Here is a 16,238-nt window from a genome sequence, read left to right on the forward strand (position 1 = left end):
TCTTCGTAGGGCTGATAATTGGGATTTTTGCAGTAAAAGCCTATGTTTAGCGGAAACCTCACCCATCTTCGGCTATCGTGTTGGCTCCAAAAATGCTCTCTCTCCAAGTTGGAGAGGGCATTCAAACTGTGCGCAAGCTCGGCTTTTTTAGGGGTGAGGCTTCTTTGAATGCAAGACATGTTAAAATCATTAAGCGAGAATTTGAAATGTGCCCATTTTAACAAGACCGTTTCGAGGATAACTTTTATTACTGATCATCTAACTATTTCAAAAGAACCATTCAATTAATATAGCACTCCGTTGCAATTATAGGCTTTTGGACTAATTTTGTTTTTCAATTTTTTAAACATGACAGAAGCTTCAGAATCGCTGAATTTTATTGAACAAATCATAGAAGAAGACTTAGCCAATGGCATGTCGAAAGACAGCCTTCGCTTTCGTTTTCCTCCCGAACCCAATGGCTATTTGCACATAGGACATGCTGCATCTATCTGCCTTAATTTTGGATTAGGTGAGCGCTACAATGCACCTGTAAACCTTCGTTTTGATGATACCAATCCTGCTAAAGAAGAACAGGAATATGTAGATGCCATTAAAAATGACATTGAGTGGCTGGGCTTCCAATGGGCTACCGAATGCTATTCTTCTGACTACTTTCAGCAGTTATATGACTGGGCAATTGAATTAATTAAAAAAGGCAAAGCCTACGTAGATGGACAGTCCTCAGAAGCAATGGCTGAGCAAAAAGGCACTCCAACTACTCCGGGTGTGGCAAGTCCGCATAGAGACCAGAGCGTAGAAATGAACCTTGATCTGTTCGAAAGGATGAAAAATGGTGAGTTTGAAGCAGGCAGATACGTATTGAGGGCTAAGATTGATATGGCCTCTCCCAATATGCTTATGCGCGATCCTTTACTCTATCGTATAATAAATAAGGCACATCACAGAACGGGCAGTGATTGGTGCATCTATCCTATGTACGACTGGGCTCATGGTGAGTCAGATTATATTGAGCAAGTCTCCCACTCGATCTGTACGCTGGAATTTAAATCACACCGTGAGCTTTATGACTGGTTCTTGGATCAGATTTACGATAATGATAAATTAAGACCGAAGCAACGCGAGTTTGCAAGACGCAACCTGAGCTACACCGTAATGAGCAAGCGTAAGCTGTTGGAATTGGTGCAAAGCAAAACAGTATCTGGTTGGGATGACCCACGCATGCCTACTATTTCAGGTTTAAGAAGAAGAGGTTATACTCCAGAGTCCATCAGAAAGTTTAGCGAGGTTTCCGGTATCACCAAAAGAGATAGCGTTACTGATGTTTCTTTATTAGAGTTCTGTATCAGAGAAGATCTTAACAAGACAGCTACAAGAGTGATGGGTGTTGTTGATCCTGTAAAACTGATCATAACTAATTATCCTGAAGGCAAAGAGGAAATGCTGATTGCTGAAAACAATCCAGAAGATAGTAATAGCGGAACTCATGAAGTGCCATTTTCACGTGAGTTATATATCGAAAAGGAAGATTTTAAAGAAGAAGCTGGGAATAAGTTCTTCAGACTAACCTTGGGCAATGAAGTAAGACTGAAAAATGCCTATATCATCAAAGGTGAATCTGTAGTGAAAGATAGCGATGGAAATATTACCGAAATCCATTGTACGTGTGACCTGGATTCAAGATCAGGAAGTGGCACCGAGGCCAGTATGCGTAAGGTAAAAGGCACTTTGCATTGGGTATCAATAAAGCATGCTCTAAAGGCTGAAGTCCGTGAATATGACAGGCTGTTTTTGGATGAAGCTCCTGATGCTCATGAGGACAAAGACTTTATGGAATTTATCAATCCTGATTCCCTTAAAATAATAAAAGAAGCCTATGTAGAGCCTTTCTTAAAGGAAGCTAAACTCAATGATAAATTTCAGTTTCAGCGTTTGGGTTATTTTACATTGGATAAAGAAGCTACCCAAGGCCACCTGATTTTCAATAAAACTGTAGGTTTAAGGGATTCGTGGGCCAAGCAGCAACCTCAGGAGACAAAGCCTCAAAATCAACCAGCAGCTAACAACCAGCCACAAGGACACCGAAGTGCTATCAATGAGATTCAGAAGATCAGCAAGAAATACACTAACCTGTCTGGAGCTAAACTGGAAGCCGCCAGAGCTGATATAGCCAAGCTGGCAGAAGATATTGCTTATGATGAACTAGAACCCCTATTCAATACCGCAGCTAAGAAAGTGGGCACACGTATAGGAGTTATGATTGCACTAGGTGTATTGCTGAAAAATGGCGTTGAACGCAACGAGAAGATTGAAGCTTTTATTGAAGCGGGACTTGCTGATAGTAATGAACTCTTAGTGGCTGAAGCTAAGGCATTATAAAGTTATTCATCCAAAATTAATAGAAGTCTCTTCAGTAAATGAGGAGACTTTTTATTTAAATACCATTTCCCTTGCATTTTAAGGTATTTTTCCTTATACTATATCAAGTGATGAGAAAAGAAACATACCGTGCTGATAAGGCAATAAGACAAATCTAAGTCTTTAGTGCAGCGTCAGTAGCTGCCGAACTCTCACTACTCAAGCGATATTTTCAACCATTATAATTTGCATTGAAATTTATTCAATGAAGTAATCTATTGTGGATTCTATAATCGCCCATTTAAGAATGGCTCGAAAGTTTCGAGCATTATGAACATCAAAACTTAATAAGCATGAAAACTTTAAAAATTATTGCATCATTAGCCGTTGGAGCAACTGCAGGACTAGTAGCCGGATATCTAACCGCACCAAATAGCGGAAAGAAAACACGTAAAAAGATTGTTGGTGAAATAGATTCACAATTTAAGTCGCTCGAAGAAGGTCTTAATAACAAGATGTCTGAACTTAAGAAGGATTATAACAAGCAGCTAAATCAGGTAACTGACAATGGTAAATACGCGCTTAACAAAGCCAAAGAAATGGCTTCAGCTAATTAATATGAGGTTTTTACCAATTAATCTATTTTTTTACTTAAAACAATGAATGACTATGAATGATATAGCAATGCAGATTGAAGGAAATATTGATATCATAAAAGGGAAATTGAGAAAGAAATACGGAAGCCTTACTGATGATGATTTAATCTATCAAAAAGGAATGGATGATGAGTTCATCGGGCGCCTGCAAACAAAGTTGGGAAAAACCAAGGCTGAAATACGACATGAGATTACCAAACTGTTAGACTCATGATACTTCCTGACAATCACAAAGTATAATTTAAGCTCTTTCTAAAAGAAAGGGCTTTTTGCATTTAGTAGGTCTGCAGTTCGGCAAAAAGCAACTGTAGTTCCACCCTTGATTTCTTGAGTTTATTTGAGAGCCGATCTAACATACTTTCCTTTTCCCCATCCTTAAAATCAAAATCATGATCGCACAGCATCGGAAACCTCATTTTCAACATCGCCTTCTGTTCTCTCCAACTTCTTGTTATCTCCATATATTTGTAATCGTTAAAAATTAATACTTTCTGGAATCATTAGTTCTCTTTCAAAGTACACAAGCTCTTTTTTATCAGGCTGTTCCATTATCTTACAATAATAAATCCTGTCTATATAACGTCTAACTATCAGTTTTAATGAAGGATTAACTTTGGCATAAACAATATCTCCGGCTACATACCTATTTTCATGATATTGATCTTTCATTACTTATTATTTTAATTTTAAAACAGGGATTCTTAAATAAAGGGCAGGTTTTTAAACACCTCCCCTTACCTCTGAATAATGTAAGTGAACTATCTATTAAATATTTCATGATACGTTAATCCAGATATATTAAACATCAACTACCAAATCAGTATAATTTGGTCAAGGCCTAATTATTCTTCCCTTCTTTTTTCCTCTCGCTTAGCCTCTTTTGATGCCCTTTTCTCTTTTAGTGTTTTAGCAGGAGCTGTTTTTCCTGATTTTGACTTACCGTCTTTATCCTTTGACATACGATTTTCTTATTTAAATGAAATGCATTCAATTGATTGCCATTTCTACTGCAAAGAACGGCAAATACTAAGGCCATCTGTTACACAAAAAATTTGATAGATTACATATATCACAGGTTTGCTACTGCCTTATGGCAGCTATTATCTTGCGCATAATGACAATCCATATAGGGCTAATGATGAGGGTTACTGAAATAGTAGATACAATTAATTGATAAGTATTTTCGGAAACCAAACCAATGAAATAGGCAGTAGCACCGAGAATAAAACTGAACTCTCCTATTTGTGCCAAAATTGCCCCTGTATAAAGGCTATCTTTCCAATTTTCACCCAAAAACCGGACTATAATAGCATTGATAAAAGTGTTAGTGACAAAGGCAAGCAACACCATTATTGACACAAATTTTATATTCTCAGTTAAGAAATCAAGGTCGATGAGCATGCCTACAGATACAAAAAATAAGGCCACGAATACAATTCTAAAGGCATGAAGACTAGTATGAACCCAGGCAGTCTCTTTGGCTTTAGAAACTATCATGCCCCCTACAAAAGCTCCCAGAGCTGAGGACAACCCAAAAAATGACGTGAGTAGCGAGAAGCCAAAGCAAAAGGCAAAAGCAATAAACACTTGTATTTCATGATCTTTTCTGATGTGCCCTCCAAAAGGCAATCGGATCTCCTTCTTCTTCAATACCCAAATAGTCAGCATTAGTATGAGCAAGCCTCCAAAGATTTGCTTCCCAATTTCATATAGTGACAGTGTTTCACCTGCCAGATAGTTGAGCATAATCAGCATTGGCACTACCAAAATATCCTGGACTAAAAGAATACCAACAATGTTTTGTCCAAGATTAGAGTCAATTACCTTTTTATCTTGAAGATAACTAATCACTATGGCAGAGCTGCTCAGGCTAATTACAAATCCCAGGACAATAATGTGATTGAATTTCCACTGGAACAGGTAGCCCACAATCCAGACAGCTATTACACTAAATATGACCTGAATCAAAGTGCCTAAGACAGGGATTTTCCAATTGGCTATTATCTTGGGGAGGGAGATTTCCATCCCTATAAAAAACAGCAGTAGTACAAGACCGAATGAGCCAATGTCAGAAATTAGCGACTCATTTGTTATAAGTCTTAATCCGTGAGGTCCCATCAATGCGCCTACCAAAATATAGGCCACGATATAGGGCTGTTTTAGCAACTTAAAGATAAAACTGATCAGGATTATGCCTATTGACAGTATTACCAGTACAGAAAGAATAGGATCAACCTGGATTGAGAGAAAAAGGGACTGACTTAATTTATTCATTCCATATCATATAAGTCTGTACCATTTCATATTTAAAGAAAACCAACTTTGTTGCAGGTCAGTGATCCTGCAATAAAGTTGGTCTATGCTCAACTAAGGCTTATGAAGCAAACTATTCTATATTAGCCTGAGGCTTATCATGAAACCCCTTCAAGTCACGTTCCATAAAAGCAGTTAGCTTGTCATTTCTATAATCAATGGGCTTGCAATAATAGAGAGCCCCATGCTGTCTGGTGATTAACATTAGCTGTTGAGGGCTGGTAATTTCATAAACAATATCTCCATTATCAAACTTGTTAGCTTTCATAATTATGGACTTAAAGGATTCTATCCCCTTTAATGACTCTAAAAATCACCGATATCAGGGCGATAACCAACAAAATATGGATTATTCCGCCAACATGAAATCCCAAGTAGCCTATGGCCCATAGTATCACTAAAACCACGGCAACCGTATATAGTAAGTTTCCCATTTGTTTATTTTTTAAAGTAAGATGATAACAAGTAGAACTATAAGAATAACCGCACCCGCAGACATGTAAATGCCATCGCCATTCTTCTGCAATTGCTTTTTAATGGACTTCACTTCTTTTCTGAGTGCCTTTTTCTCAGCGCTGTTAATTAAGTGTTTGTCCACTGATTTAATTTCTTCCAACCTTTCTATCAGCGCTGCACTATTTGTTTCTGTTGTTACGAGCTTGGTGTTTGAACTTTCATTAGATATGGCCATGGTGGGTATACTGAGGAACAACATTAACACCACAAGCATGCACGTTTTATTATTTTTCATGAGGTTTATTGATTTATGCAAAGCTGAGAGCATTACGCCAGAAATACATTACATCGCAAAACCAAAGAGTTACATATATCACACGTCTTCAAGGTTCAGTTTGCGCTTATCCTTCAGTTCTTTGTAAAATGTGGGTGTAAGTCCGGTTATTTTCTTGAATTGATTAGATAAATGGGCCACGCTGCTATAGTGTAGTTTATATGATATTTCAGTCAATGATAATTCATCATAAATAAGCAATTCCTTAGCGCGTTCAATTTTATTAATAATAATAAATTGCTGAATAGTTATTCCCTTCACCTCAGAAAAGGTGTTTGCTAAATAAGTGTAATCGTAGTCCAGTTTTTCACTGATGTAATCTGAATAGTTTACTTTTGGCAATTCATCGGTATGATGGATCATTTCTGTAATTACATTTTTGATCCTTTCAATGAGAATGCTTCTCTTGTCATCCAAAAGCTCTAAGCCAGATTTTAAAAGGTTCCTTTTCAATTCAGCACGTTGCTCAACCGTAATATCTTCTAACACTTCTACCATACCAAGGTCAAGAACTACATAATTAATGCCCAGCTTTGACAACTCTTCTTTGACCATCATTTTGCAGCGTAAACTGACCATGAATTTGATATATAACTTTACACTCATTTAATACAGATTGTCATTAAAAAGGAAAATTGAATATGATCTTAAAATGATTGTTCACAATGCCTTCGAATACCGATTTTAAAGCATTATGGTTGCTGTTTTCCTGATTTCACAAGTTACACCTATTATAGCTCAAACTATTGAATTTCAAATAATTATTGCAGCCTTAAACAGGTATCATTATATTCAAAGTCTAATAATTAAAATAGAACGCTATGGGCATTTTTGATAAGTTAAGGAACGAGTTTATAGATATCATCGAATGGTTAGATGATTCTAACAATACCATGGTTTATCGCTTTGAGCGGTACCAAAATGAAATTAAAATGGGTGCCAAGCTGACGGTTAGGGAAGGTCAGGTAGCAGTTTTTATAAATGAAGGTAAAATTGCCGATGTGTACGAACCGGGAATGTACACACTGACAACTCAAAATATGCCCATCCTATCAACCCTTAAAGGTTGGAAATATGGCTTTGACAGTCCCTTCAAGGCAGAAGTGTACTTTGTAAGTACGCGGAATATTACAGATCAAAAATGGGGAACCAAAAATGCCATCACACTTTCTGATGCCCGATTTGGAATGCTGGAAATCCGCTCTTTTGGAACCTATGTGCTCCGAGTAACGGATGCGGCTTTATTCATAAAAGAAATAGTAGGTACTGACGGGCACTTTACCACAGAAGAAATTGCAGAACAGCTAAAAAGCCTTATTGTAACGCGATTTACAGATGCTGTTGGCGAGTCTGGCTTTCCTGTTGAGGCATTTGCTGCCAAACTGAACGAGCTCTCTGGTTTTGTTCATGAGGCCATTAAACCAGAATTCAACCAATATGGTCTTGAACTTACCAAATTCCTGATTGAGAATATCTCTATGCCTGAAGAAATTAAGAAAGAGATTTTTGAGCTTAGTAGACTAAACTCCATTGACCTTAACAAACTCACCCAAATGAAGGCAGCCAAATCTATGGAAGCTGCGGCCAATAACCCTAGTGGAACAGCCGGAGCCGGTATGGGTATGGGTATGGGCTTTGCCATGGCCAACCAAATGGGACAGCAGTTTAGTCAACAGCAGCAACAACCCAAAGCTTCACCGCCCCCTGTTCCGGGCGGACCACCAGCCCTCGCCTACTTTGTGGCTGTTGGCGGCCAACAAACAGGCCCCTACGATATGACCAAGCTTAAGGAAATGGCTGGTCAACAACAATTCATAAAAGAAAGCCTCGTTTGGCGAGAAGGCATGGGCAACTGGACTGCTGCCGGGGAACTGGGCGAATTGAAAGATGTATTTGGTAGTGTGCCACCACCAATCCCGGGTCAGTAATGGAGCAGGAGAATCTAGAGGTTGAAATAGGCAAGATGCACTGCACCAATTGTGGTGCAGAATTAAACTACAAGCCTGGCACTACAGAGCTGGTTTGTGAGTATTGTAATACAAAAAACGAGATTCCCGTTTCTGATGAAGCAATAGAGGAGCTTGACTTTCAGGAGTACCTTAACAATATGATGTCATCCGCAGAGCAGGTGACCGAGAAGTATGTTAAATGCAGTTCCTGCGGTGCTTCTTCAACTATGGAGCCCCATATTACCGCTGCTGACTGTACCTATTGCAGTACTTCGTTGATTCTTGAAGATGCTACAGATGAGGTGATCATCCAGCCCAAGTCTTTACTGCCTTTTAAACTTAATAAAGACGAAGCTAAAGCGGCCTTCAAAAAATGGATCAATGGCTTATGGTTTGCACCAGATAAGCTCAAAAAAGCTGCTTTAAATTTTGAGCACCTTCATGGGATTTATATCCCCTACTGGACATTTGATACATTAACCCACTCCTCCTATTTTGGACAGCGAGGCACTTATTATTACGTCACAGAAACTTATCAAAGTGATGGTAAAACCAAAACCCGTCAGGTAAGAAAAACCCGCTGGACTAGTGTATCAGGTAATGTAACAGTCAACTTTGATGATATTTTAGTTGTAGCAACTAAATCACTCTCTCAGCCACATGTAGAAAAGCTGGAACCTTGGGATTTGAATAATCTATTACCTTATGAAAAGTCATTCCTAAGTGGATTTGTCTCTGAAAAATACCAGGTAGACCTTGGTGCTGGGTTTGAAAGAGCCAAACAACTAGCTGATAGCGATATCAGAAACGCGATAATGCGTGATATTGGTGGTGATACGCAAAGGATTATTAGTAAAAGCTCCAAGTATGACAATATCAAGTTCAAACATATACTGCTGCCCGTTTATGTTAGTGCTTTTAAGTTTAAGGATAAGGTTTATCAGTTTTTTGTAAACGCTCGTACAGGTGAAGTACAAGGCGAACGGCCATGGAGCTGGGTTAAAATCACATTGGCGGTGCTTCTTGGTATAGTTGTGATTGGTACTATTTGGTATTTTGCCAAGAACTAGCTATTATTTTAAGTTGGGCATCATTCCTGAGAGCGCAGCGAGAGGCCTTCCTAATTTACTTGCAGAGACCCTGGAATGACTTATCTTTTTTACGTCATTTCGACTGAGGTACGAGGGAGAAATCTCCCTAAGCTTAAGGAGACCTCTTTTGCAATTGTTGGTATTGTCATCAACAATGAACTAACACTAAGGTCCCAGCCTGTTTGCCTGCAAAGGCAGGCTCAAGGCTGAAATGACAAACAGAGATACCGGATAAATAAAGGGTTTTAAAAATGTAACCCTTTATTTTCCGGCATGACGGTTAAAAGTAAGTAAATAATAATCCTACCACTCATATAAAGTCATTCTGCCAATTGGTATTTGGGTTATACATTTAATGATAACCTAAACACTACAGCATGATTAGAAAGACATTAATTATATCCTTAGGCGTTGCCTTTGCCTGTTCTACAACAGAAAAGCAGACAGAAGAAAATATTTTTGAAACAATCAATACGGAAGTCCTACAAAACTCTGAAGCATATAGCGCCTTAAAAGAAGCATCTGAAACCATTGGTCATAGATTAACAGGCTCTGAAAATGGAGCCAAAGCAGAGCAGTTTGTATTCGATAAGTTGAAATCTTATGGTTTTGAAGATGTCAAATTTCAGGAGTTTGAAGTAGAAGCCTGGAGTCGTGGCACTGTGCAATTAACTACTACCACAGACGGACAAACTGATTCTGTTGCTTCTGTAAGCCTTGGTCACTCCCCTGTTAAAGCAAATGTTACAGGCGAAATTGTGGACATGGGCAATGGCGTAGCTGCTGATTATGAAGGTATTGGCGATGCGCTTAAAGGCAAAATAGTTTTAAGCTTTATCTCTTTACTTCCTGATACACCTGAAGAAGTGCAGAACCTTCACCGTTCAGAGAAAGCCGAGCTGGCCATTAAAAACGGTGCTGCTGGCATTATCATTTTTAACCAGCATGAAGGTGGGATATTACTAACAGGTACAGCTTCCGTAACTGGCGAATTGCTTGATATGCCTGCCATTTGTATCGGTTATGAAGACGGCATGAAGATAAAAGAACAATTGGCCTCAGCTCCTGGAAGCGTAAGTGCTACTATAGACATGACCAATAATAGCGGACTGATCAAAGCAAGAAATGTGATTGCCACATTACCTGGATCAGAAATACCTGAAGAAAAAGTGATAGTTGGTGGCCATCTTGATAGCTGGGACTTAGCTACAGGCGCTATTGATAATGGTATAGGTTCTTTTGCAGTATTGGACATAGCCAGAACATTTAAAGCCAACAATCTACAACCAAAAAGAACGATGCAGTTTGTATTCTTCATGGGTGAAGAGCAAGGCTTGTTCGGTTCTCGTAAAATGGTAGAAGAAGCGGAAAAGGATGGTTCCATAGATAATATCAAGTTTATGATGAACCTTGACATGAGCGGTAACCCGGTTGGCATGAATGCTTCTGGTGCAGCTATTGATACGGCATTTTTCGCTTCACTTGGTGAAAAATTACAAGCTATTGATACTGTCTACAAAGGAGAATTCTCATCACGTGCAGGACTGCACAGTGATCATCAGCCGTTTATGCTGGCAGGGGTGCCTATCCTATCGGTAAAATCAAACCTTGACAGAAGCATTTATAAATGTTACCATGCCGACTGTGATGATTTTGATTTGGTGAACAAGGAGCATATTACCAACACCACCAGATTTGCAAGTATGATGCTTTATGAAGTAGCCAACGCAGAGAAATTACCTGCCGTAAAAATGAACTCAGAAGAGACTAAACAATTTATGATTGACAATGGACTTGAAGAGAACCTTAAAATGCAGGGTGACTGGAAATGGGGAGAGTAATTTCCAATTAATGACATTTGAGAAGCCCGGGATGTGAGTCTTGGGCTTTTTTATTCTCTAAACAGCAAAATAATGAGAAGACCTAATCGTTTAAAAGTTGAACCCACCCTTTAAGACTTTGAGGAGCCTTGTAGCAGTCGTGATAGTTTATCTGCCAATAATAAACCCCAGAAGACTGATTTTCAGGCCTCCATTTTAATTCCTCGCCCTCGTCAAAATAGACTTTATCACCCCATCTGTTGAAAATAGTCAAATTAATATCGTTAGTTCCTTCATAGTAAAACTCGAAATAATCGTTTACTCCATCATCATTGTTAGTGATAACATTTGGCACATACAAACTATCTTGCTTTGTATAAAGTGTAACAGTATCTGATATTGTTTGACATCCTTTTGAATCAAACATTGCAAAGAAATCGCCTGCCATATCTGCCGAATAAGTATCTGTTGAATCCAAAATAGCCGCATTCCCCTCTTTAAACCACGAAACATTTGCTAACTTCTCATTATTAGAAATACTCAGCACTGTTGGTTGTTCAGCACAAACCTCGTTGCTTTGATATTCTATTTCAGGACGGGGAAGTAATAACACCTCAAATTCAACGGATTTTGAAAAAACACACCCACCTTGAATTATTTTATAATCACTGCTATGAATACCCTCACTTAGTTGATATGTATTGACTAATCCTGTATTACTTACACCGCTCCCATACCATAAACCTTCTTCAGGCGAAACCTGTAATTGATATGGTTCATAAGAACAGATAGTTTCTGGTTCAACAATATCAATTTCCAAATGGTTGTAGTTCAAATAGATGGTATCAGATGTATAGGAGCAATGCTCTGTTCTATATATGGAAAAATAATAACCTGAAGCTTTAATTGGTATTTTTTCAGAAGCCTCCAACAAGTTAAATGATTCGGCATAAGTTTCACCATAGTGCCATTCTATACCTTGCAAGTCTTCATTCGTAACTAATGAGAGTATCTCGTTAGCATAGGAACATATCTCGGCTTGATTTTCATGACTTAACTCAACTTCAAGTTTTTCTTCTTCAACCTCAAAAACAAGTGCAAGTGGCCTGCAAGAGGAGTTTTCTACTTCCACTTTATAATAGCCCGAAAGGCTCACTGCAATGGTATCAATTCCTGATTTAAGAAATTGGTAAGAATCAGTTGATGATTCTTTATAATACCATCTTGCCAAAGTTCTGGATTCTGAAGAATAGTTAACAAAAAGGCTAATATCGTCTGCACATTTAGTGATTTTATCATCAGATTTTGAAATCAGTTCTGGAGAAGAACCAACAAAGAGGCTTGTCGACACTGTACAATCACCGGCCGTATAACTAACTAAAGTCCACGAATTTTCGGGTATTCTTGATGGATCGAACCAACCCTCATTCTCATCTGTAATACCCTGTCCAGACCATATACCTCCTAATATATTTGATTTCATTTTAAAGGGGGATTCATCCACACATATTGGTTCTTCAATACCGTAAATGTAGGTTGTGTACTTAAAATTGTAGACTCCACCGGCTCTAAACCCACTTTCATTATTGTCATAAGTGGCTGTAACAAAGACTCGGTCGAACGACTTTTCTAGCAGATAGCCAAAACCATCTAAATACCGATTATTCGGAGACAATTGTATGTATCGCTCATTGGCAATGTCCCCTTGATTTTGACCCGAATATGGATCAAAAAAATACAACTTTCCAGGTTGAAGGTCAGGTATGTCTGAAGTATACCATATCGAAGCTGGATTGTTAATACTACTTGCCGCACCAACTAAAATTTGATTATCATCCATCATTACATCATATCCAAAAAAATCTTCCTCCATAGGGTTGGCAGGCTCAAGCATTAGACTTTCATTGATTCTGCCTGACCAACCATCATCTGGCTTTTTGAATATATAAGCTTTACCTGCCAAATTTTTGGTATTACCGTAATTAAATTGAGGTGAGCCTACAACTATCAAATCTCTGTGTAAATCAAAGCTAAAACCGAATCGATCAAATCTTCTTTTATCGGACGGTGATAGATAGGCAGCTTCAGTTCCGCTCTCCCACTTTTCACCCTTTCTTGTAAAAATGTATACTCGCATTTCATCAGTAGAACCGTATTCGGGATTTCCAGTTCCAACCACTAATAAGCTATCACGCATAATAACTTTCCTGCCAAAGAAGTCTCCACCCATTTGCTCACTAGTACGCATTTCAGCCACCGGATTCCAGCCATTAGCTTCGGTTCTCTCGAAAATATGAACAGCACCATTAGACTCTGAAGAGCCTGTATAATATTGGCTGACTGCCAAATAATTATCGCTATAGCTTAAGGACCTTCCAAAGTGAACATTATCGTCATCAAACAAATCAGCAGGAGAATAAATAGTATTTTGTAGTTGCCAGCTACCCCCGCTGGATATATACTGATAAACCTTACCTATAGAGCCTTGTATATAAGAACCATCTGTATCAAGGCTGTCATAAAACACGGAAGAAACAAATAATAATGAGTCTGAAAGTTCAACTCTATACCCGAAGTTATCATAGGGATTTTTGTCAGGTGATCTTATAACGGCAGACAGATCATAATCCTCAGTGGCCTGATTCCTGTCATAAATATAAACTGCTCCTGCATATTGGCCATTTTTTTTGTCACCAACAACACCAACCGCCAATCTGTTATTAGAGTATGACATCGATTCACCAAATACTGCTTCAGATGCAGAGTAAGTAATTTCACTTATTCGTTGATGCTCATCATCACCTATTTTTTCATAAATACCTCCTGGTGTATTATAACTAATCAATTCATCTTGAGAGTCTGGATAGAACGAGGAATTACCATCAATATAACTGGCAACAACATGATCCTCAAAAATTTCTAAACTTGAAGCAAAATAGCGGGTATCTGTTGGCTCCTCCTTTTCTTTATGAAATACTATAGTTGGCCGAGCATATCCCCAGTCAACCCCAGTTTTTTTAAATCCATAGATGGTATTTTCCCCATAAGAGCTTCTTGATAGGAAAACATATTGGTCTGATACTCTTAGCGTATTTCTATATCCATAAAATCCATTTACTCCTAAGGACAGTATAGCAGACTCATTCCTATTTAGCCAGCCTGATATAGGTTTTTTGAAAACATAAATATTGGTTTCATATCTATCAGCACCTGCATAATAATAGCCATTGGAAGCAAAAATCACATTCTCCAATACTTCAACTTGTACACCAAAGTTCTGTTGATCTGAAGTTCTGGGTTTTAAATTAGCAGCAGGAGCTGGATCAGCTTGCGTTACAACATCAATCCAATTATATACAAACAATGTCCCTCTTGAATATGGCTCATAATAGTATTCCGAAGCACCTACGGCAACATAATTTTCATTGAAATCAAAGTCAATACCAAAACTTCCATTGCGGTTATTCTGATCTTTAGGAGCATTAAGAGAATTGATATGGTTTAATGAGCCGTCAGCGGATATATTGTAAAAACTCACTATATTTTCTGTGCTTGTGTAATAAGACACCCCGAGAATGTCATCATGTATTACCAACTGATTGACTATCAAACCTACATTATTTAAATCATCTCTAATGACATGTTTAAACGACTCTGTGGAATTCACCCACTCTTCTGAGTCATCTTTGGTGTATATAAAAAGCTCATCAAAATGATATCCTTCAGGGGTAAAAGTATTTCCAGCTACAATGATAATGTTATCACTAATAACAACCTTTCTACCAAAAAACATCTGCAGATTAGGTTCAGAAGGCGCAAGTTCAGCTATCTTTTCCCATTCACCGGCAAATAACTTATATAGATAAACTAACCCACCATCAAACTCTAATGAGTCGTTTATAGAAGCAGATGTTAAAAGATAATCGTTGTAAGATGACATTTCACCACCATACAAATTACTCTTGGACAGAACCTTTTCAGGTATTAAAACCTGACTTTCTTCAAGGCATTGTGAATAACTGTAAAATGGTAAAATCAGAAGAACGGAAAGGGTAAACTTTGCCGCAGTAAAAAGTACCTTCATGGAAGATGAAAATAAAACTTGATATAGAAAAGATTGCAAATATAAATAAGCCTTATTTTAACTACTTCATATTTTTCATCTAGTTTTAGTCTAAAATCAAGTTCTTACTTACATCAAAACTCAAAAAAAATTCAATTAAAGCCAACAGTTTGAAAAGAACCTCAAAATACAAGGCGACTGGAAATGGGGAGAGTAATTTCCAATTAATGACATTTGAGAAGCCCGGGATGTGAGTCTTGGGCTTTTTTACATCGAATTTAAATTAGCTTAGTAAAAGACATTAGCAAAATGGTAGAAGTTCTATTATGCTGTTGTTGCTTGCCATTTTAACTCCGAGGCTTTGAGTGTCATTTATTCTAAAATAAAAACCTCTTCAATTTTCTTTTCAAATACCTTCGAAATGTCGAACGCCAATTTAAGGGAAGGGTTGTACTTTCCCTTCTCAAGAAAAACAATAGTTTCCCTGCGCACCCCAACTTTCAGCGCAAGATCAATCTGAGTTAGATTATCCCTTGCACGAAGTTCCTTAATCCTCGTTTTCATTTATCCCTACCCTTGAAAGATATATACGAGTAATAAGAAAAATAAGCGTCATGCCCACCATGCCTATGGCTATGACAAATTTCGCCTTATTTACCGAATCAACAGGGAACATGTCCAGCGCAAAAAGTCCAAAAAGCCACATGAAAATTGATATTCTAAAAGCGATTGCAGCTGCTTTTTCAGTTATGGTTTTTGAAAGTTCGTCCACAGGATTTAGGCCTGATTTTGCATCTTTGAGTGCCTGAATACCAAAATAAATAACAAATCCGACTATTAGCAGCATGACTGCAATTATACCATAAGCGAATTCATTAAATGGTTTTGTTGTCTTAAATACCCAAAAGCTCATTAAACCGAGAATAATGGCTGCCACCGAAAACTTCGTTATGGCTAAATTTTTTGCATTCATAGTAATGTTATGTATTTCTAACAAAGTTATATATTTCTAACATTAATTCAAAAACCTAAAGCCTTGTTTCGTGTCCTCACGAAACAATATCAGAACCATAACAAAATTAAAATGGACAAAGATGCCTGACGGCATGACTTACATGTTTCTTAGTTTTCAATATTATTAATTACAATCTGTCCTGACATTCCAATAATTATTTTATTTCTAGGAATATCAGGTTAA

At 37.9% G+C, this 16,238-nt stretch carries 16 protein-coding genes; 6 read left to right on the forward strand and 10 right to left on the reverse strand.

All coding sequences use genetic code 11. From position 1 onward, the window contains the following. The first annotated feature begins 348 nt into the window (after positions 1 to 348). From RIB54_RS14935 to RIB54_RS14945, 3 genes are all read left to right on the forward strand, one after another. On the forward strand, positions 349 to 2,379 hold the full coding sequence (locus RIB54_RS14935; protein WP_350101645.1) for a glutamine--tRNA ligase/YqeY domain fusion protein: 2,031 nt from the start codon (positions 349 to 351) through the stop codon (positions 2,377 to 2,379). A 332-nt stretch (positions 2,380 to 2,711) separates the two neighbouring features. Then, positions 2,712 to 2,975: a YtxH domain-containing protein gene (locus RIB54_RS14940; protein WP_350070534.1), complete on the forward strand. Its 264-nt coding sequence runs from the start codon at positions 2,712 to 2,714 to the stop codon at positions 2,973 to 2,975. Positions 2,976 to 3,027: 52 nt separating this feature from the next. Further along, on the forward strand, positions 3,028 to 3,228 hold the full coding sequence (locus tag RIB54_RS14945) for a CsbD family protein (protein ID WP_350101646.1): 201 nt from the start codon (positions 3,028 to 3,030) through the stop codon (positions 3,226 to 3,228). 61 nt (positions 3,229 to 3,289) lie between these two features. On the opposite strand, the gene RIB54_RS14950 is transcribed toward RIB54_RS14945, so the two are convergent. From RIB54_RS14950 to RIB54_RS14980, 7 genes are all read right to left on the reverse strand, one after another. After that, on the reverse strand, positions 3,290 to 3,475 hold the full coding sequence (locus tag RIB54_RS14950) for a hypothetical protein (RefSeq protein WP_350101647.1): 186 nt from the start codon (positions 3,473 to 3,475) through the stop codon (positions 3,290 to 3,292). Between the two features lie 13 nt (positions 3,476 to 3,488). After that, positions 3,489 to 3,683, reverse strand: coding sequence for a hypothetical protein (locus RIB54_RS14955; protein ID WP_350101648.1), 195 nt, complete (start codon positions 3,681 to 3,683; stop codon positions 3,489 to 3,491). A gap of 411 nt (positions 3,684 to 4,094) precedes the next feature. Then, a complete protein-coding gene (locus tag RIB54_RS14960; RefSeq protein ID WP_350101649.1) occupies positions 4,095 to 5,288 on the reverse strand; it encodes a cation:proton antiporter in 1,194 nt (397 codons plus the stop codon). A 112-nt stretch (positions 5,289 to 5,400) separates the two neighbouring features. Beyond that, entirely contained in the window at positions 5,401 to 5,595 is a 195-nt protein-coding gene (locus RIB54_RS14965) for a hypothetical protein (RefSeq protein ID WP_350070547.1), read from the reverse strand. A 10-nt stretch (positions 5,596 to 5,605) separates the two neighbouring features. Beyond that, positions 5,606 to 5,761 (reverse strand): lmo0937 family membrane protein, encoded by a 156-nt coding sequence (locus RIB54_RS14970; RefSeq protein WP_350070550.1) that lies wholly within the window; start codon positions 5,759 to 5,761, stop codon positions 5,606 to 5,608. 11 nt (positions 5,762 to 5,772) lie between these two features. After that, a complete protein-coding gene (locus RIB54_RS14975) occupies positions 5,773 to 6,078 on the reverse strand; it encodes a hypothetical protein (RefSeq protein ID WP_350070553.1) in 306 nt (101 codons plus the stop codon). A gap of 78 nt (positions 6,079 to 6,156) precedes the next feature. Continuing rightward, entirely contained in the window at positions 6,157 to 6,723 is a 567-nt protein-coding gene (locus RIB54_RS14980) for a helix-turn-helix domain-containing protein (protein ID WP_350070556.1), read from the reverse strand. Between the two features lie 215 nt (positions 6,724 to 6,938). Between RIB54_RS14980 and RIB54_RS14985 the strand changes: the two genes are divergently transcribed. The 3 genes from RIB54_RS14985 (at position 6,939) to RIB54_RS14995 (ending at position 10,998) form a co-directional block, all read left to right on the forward strand. Beyond that, positions 6,939 to 8,045 carry an SPFH domain-containing protein gene (locus RIB54_RS14985; protein ID WP_350101650.1) on the forward strand — a complete coding sequence of 369 codons (1,107 nt, stop codon included), beginning with the start codon at positions 6,939 to 6,941 and terminating at the stop codon, positions 8,043 to 8,045. Beyond that, positions 8,045 to 9,136 carry a TFIIB-type zinc ribbon-containing protein gene (locus RIB54_RS14990; protein WP_350101651.1) on the forward strand — a complete coding sequence of 364 codons (1,092 nt, stop codon included), beginning with the start codon at positions 8,045 to 8,047 and terminating at the stop codon, positions 9,134 to 9,136. Before RIB54_RS14985 ends, RIB54_RS14990 begins: the two co-directional genes overlap by 1 nt. A gap of 398 nt (positions 9,137 to 9,534) precedes the next feature. After that, complete coding sequence (locus RIB54_RS14995; RefSeq protein WP_350101652.1) at positions 9,535 to 10,998, forward strand: M20/M25/M40 family metallo-hydrolase; 1,464 nt, start codon at positions 9,535 to 9,537, stop codon at positions 10,996 to 10,998. A gap of 82 nt (positions 10,999 to 11,080) precedes the next feature. Here the strand turns inward: RIB54_RS14995 and RIB54_RS15000 are convergent, their stop codons facing one another. The 3 genes from RIB54_RS15000 to RIB54_RS15010 form a co-directional block, all read right to left on the reverse strand. Then, positions 11,081 to 15,061 (reverse strand): T9SS type B sorting domain-containing protein, encoded by a 3,981-nt coding sequence (locus RIB54_RS15000; protein WP_350101653.1) that lies wholly within the window; start codon positions 15,059 to 15,061, stop codon positions 11,081 to 11,083. A gap of 351 nt (positions 15,062 to 15,412) precedes the next feature. After that, the gene (locus RIB54_RS15005) at positions 15,413 to 15,604 is read right to left on the reverse strand and encodes a helix-turn-helix transcriptional regulator (protein WP_350070567.1); all 192 of its coding nucleotides are present in this window, start codon (positions 15,602 to 15,604) and stop codon (positions 15,413 to 15,415) included. Beyond that, on the reverse strand, positions 15,588 to 16,013 hold the full coding sequence (locus tag RIB54_RS15010) for a DUF2178 domain-containing protein (RefSeq protein ID WP_350101654.1): 426 nt from the start codon (positions 16,011 to 16,013) through the stop codon (positions 15,588 to 15,590). The genes RIB54_RS15005 and RIB54_RS15010 overlap by 17 nt, the downstream gene beginning before the upstream one ends. Positions 16,014 to 16,238: the final 225 nt, after the last annotated feature.

This window comes from Fulvivirga sp. (assembly GCF_040218215.1).
GTDB lineage: Bacteria > Bacteroidota > Bacteroidia > Cytophagales > Cyclobacteriaceae > Fulvivirga.

Excerpts from the sequence above, each read along its gene's own strand:
- RIB54_RS14935 (WP_350101645.1), top strand. The coding sequence starts at position 349 with ATGACAGAAGCTTCAGAATCGCTGAATTTTATTGAACAAATCATAGAA.
- RIB54_RS14940 (WP_350070534.1), top strand. The coding sequence starts at position 2,712 with ATGAAAACTTTAAAAATTATTGCATCATTAGCCGTTGGAGCAACTGCA.
- RIB54_RS14945 (WP_350101646.1), top strand. The coding sequence starts at position 3,028 with ATGAATGATATAGCAATGCAGATTGAAGGAAATATTGATATCATAAAA.
- RIB54_RS14950 (WP_350101647.1), bottom strand. The coding sequence starts at position 3,475 with ATGGAGATAACAAGAAGTTGGAGAGAACAGAAGGCGATGTTGAAAATG.
- RIB54_RS14955 (WP_350101648.1), bottom strand. The coding sequence starts at position 3,683 with ATGAAAGATCAATATCATGAAAATAGGTATGTAGCCGGAGATATTGTT.
- RIB54_RS14960 (WP_350101649.1), bottom strand. The coding sequence starts at position 5,288 with ATGAATAAATTAAGTCAGTCCCTTTTTCTCTCAATCCAGGTTGATCCT.
- RIB54_RS14965 (WP_350070547.1), bottom strand. The coding sequence starts at position 5,595 with ATGAAAGCTAACAAGTTTGATAATGGAGATATTGTTTATGAAATTACC.
- RIB54_RS14970 (WP_350070550.1), bottom strand. The coding sequence starts at position 5,761 with ATGGGAAACTTACTATATACGGTTGCCGTGGTTTTAGTGATACTATGG.
- RIB54_RS14975 (WP_350070553.1), bottom strand. The coding sequence starts at position 6,078 with ATGAAAAATAATAAAACGTGCATGCTTGTGGTGTTAATGTTGTTCCTC.
- RIB54_RS14980 (WP_350070556.1), bottom strand. The coding sequence starts at position 6,723 with ATGAGTGTAAAGTTATATATCAAATTCATGGTCAGTTTACGCTGCAAA.
- RIB54_RS14985 (WP_350101650.1), top strand. The coding sequence starts at position 6,939 with ATGGGCATTTTTGATAAGTTAAGGAACGAGTTTATAGATATCATCGAA.
- RIB54_RS14990 (WP_350101651.1), top strand. The coding sequence starts at position 8,045 with ATGGAGCAGGAGAATCTAGAGGTTGAAATAGGCAAGATGCACTGCACC.
- RIB54_RS14995 (WP_350101652.1), top strand. The coding sequence starts at position 9,535 with ATGATTAGAAAGACATTAATTATATCCTTAGGCGTTGCCTTTGCCTGT.
- RIB54_RS15000 (WP_350101653.1), bottom strand. The coding sequence starts at position 15,061 with ATGAAGGTACTTTTTACTGCGGCAAAGTTTACCCTTTCCGTTCTTCTG.
- RIB54_RS15005 (WP_350070567.1), bottom strand. The coding sequence starts at position 15,604 with ATGAAAACGAGGATTAAGGAACTTCGTGCAAGGGATAATCTAACTCAG.
- RIB54_RS15010 (WP_350101654.1), bottom strand. The coding sequence starts at position 16,013 with ATGAATGCAAAAAATTTAGCCATAACGAAGTTTTCGGTGGCAGCCATT.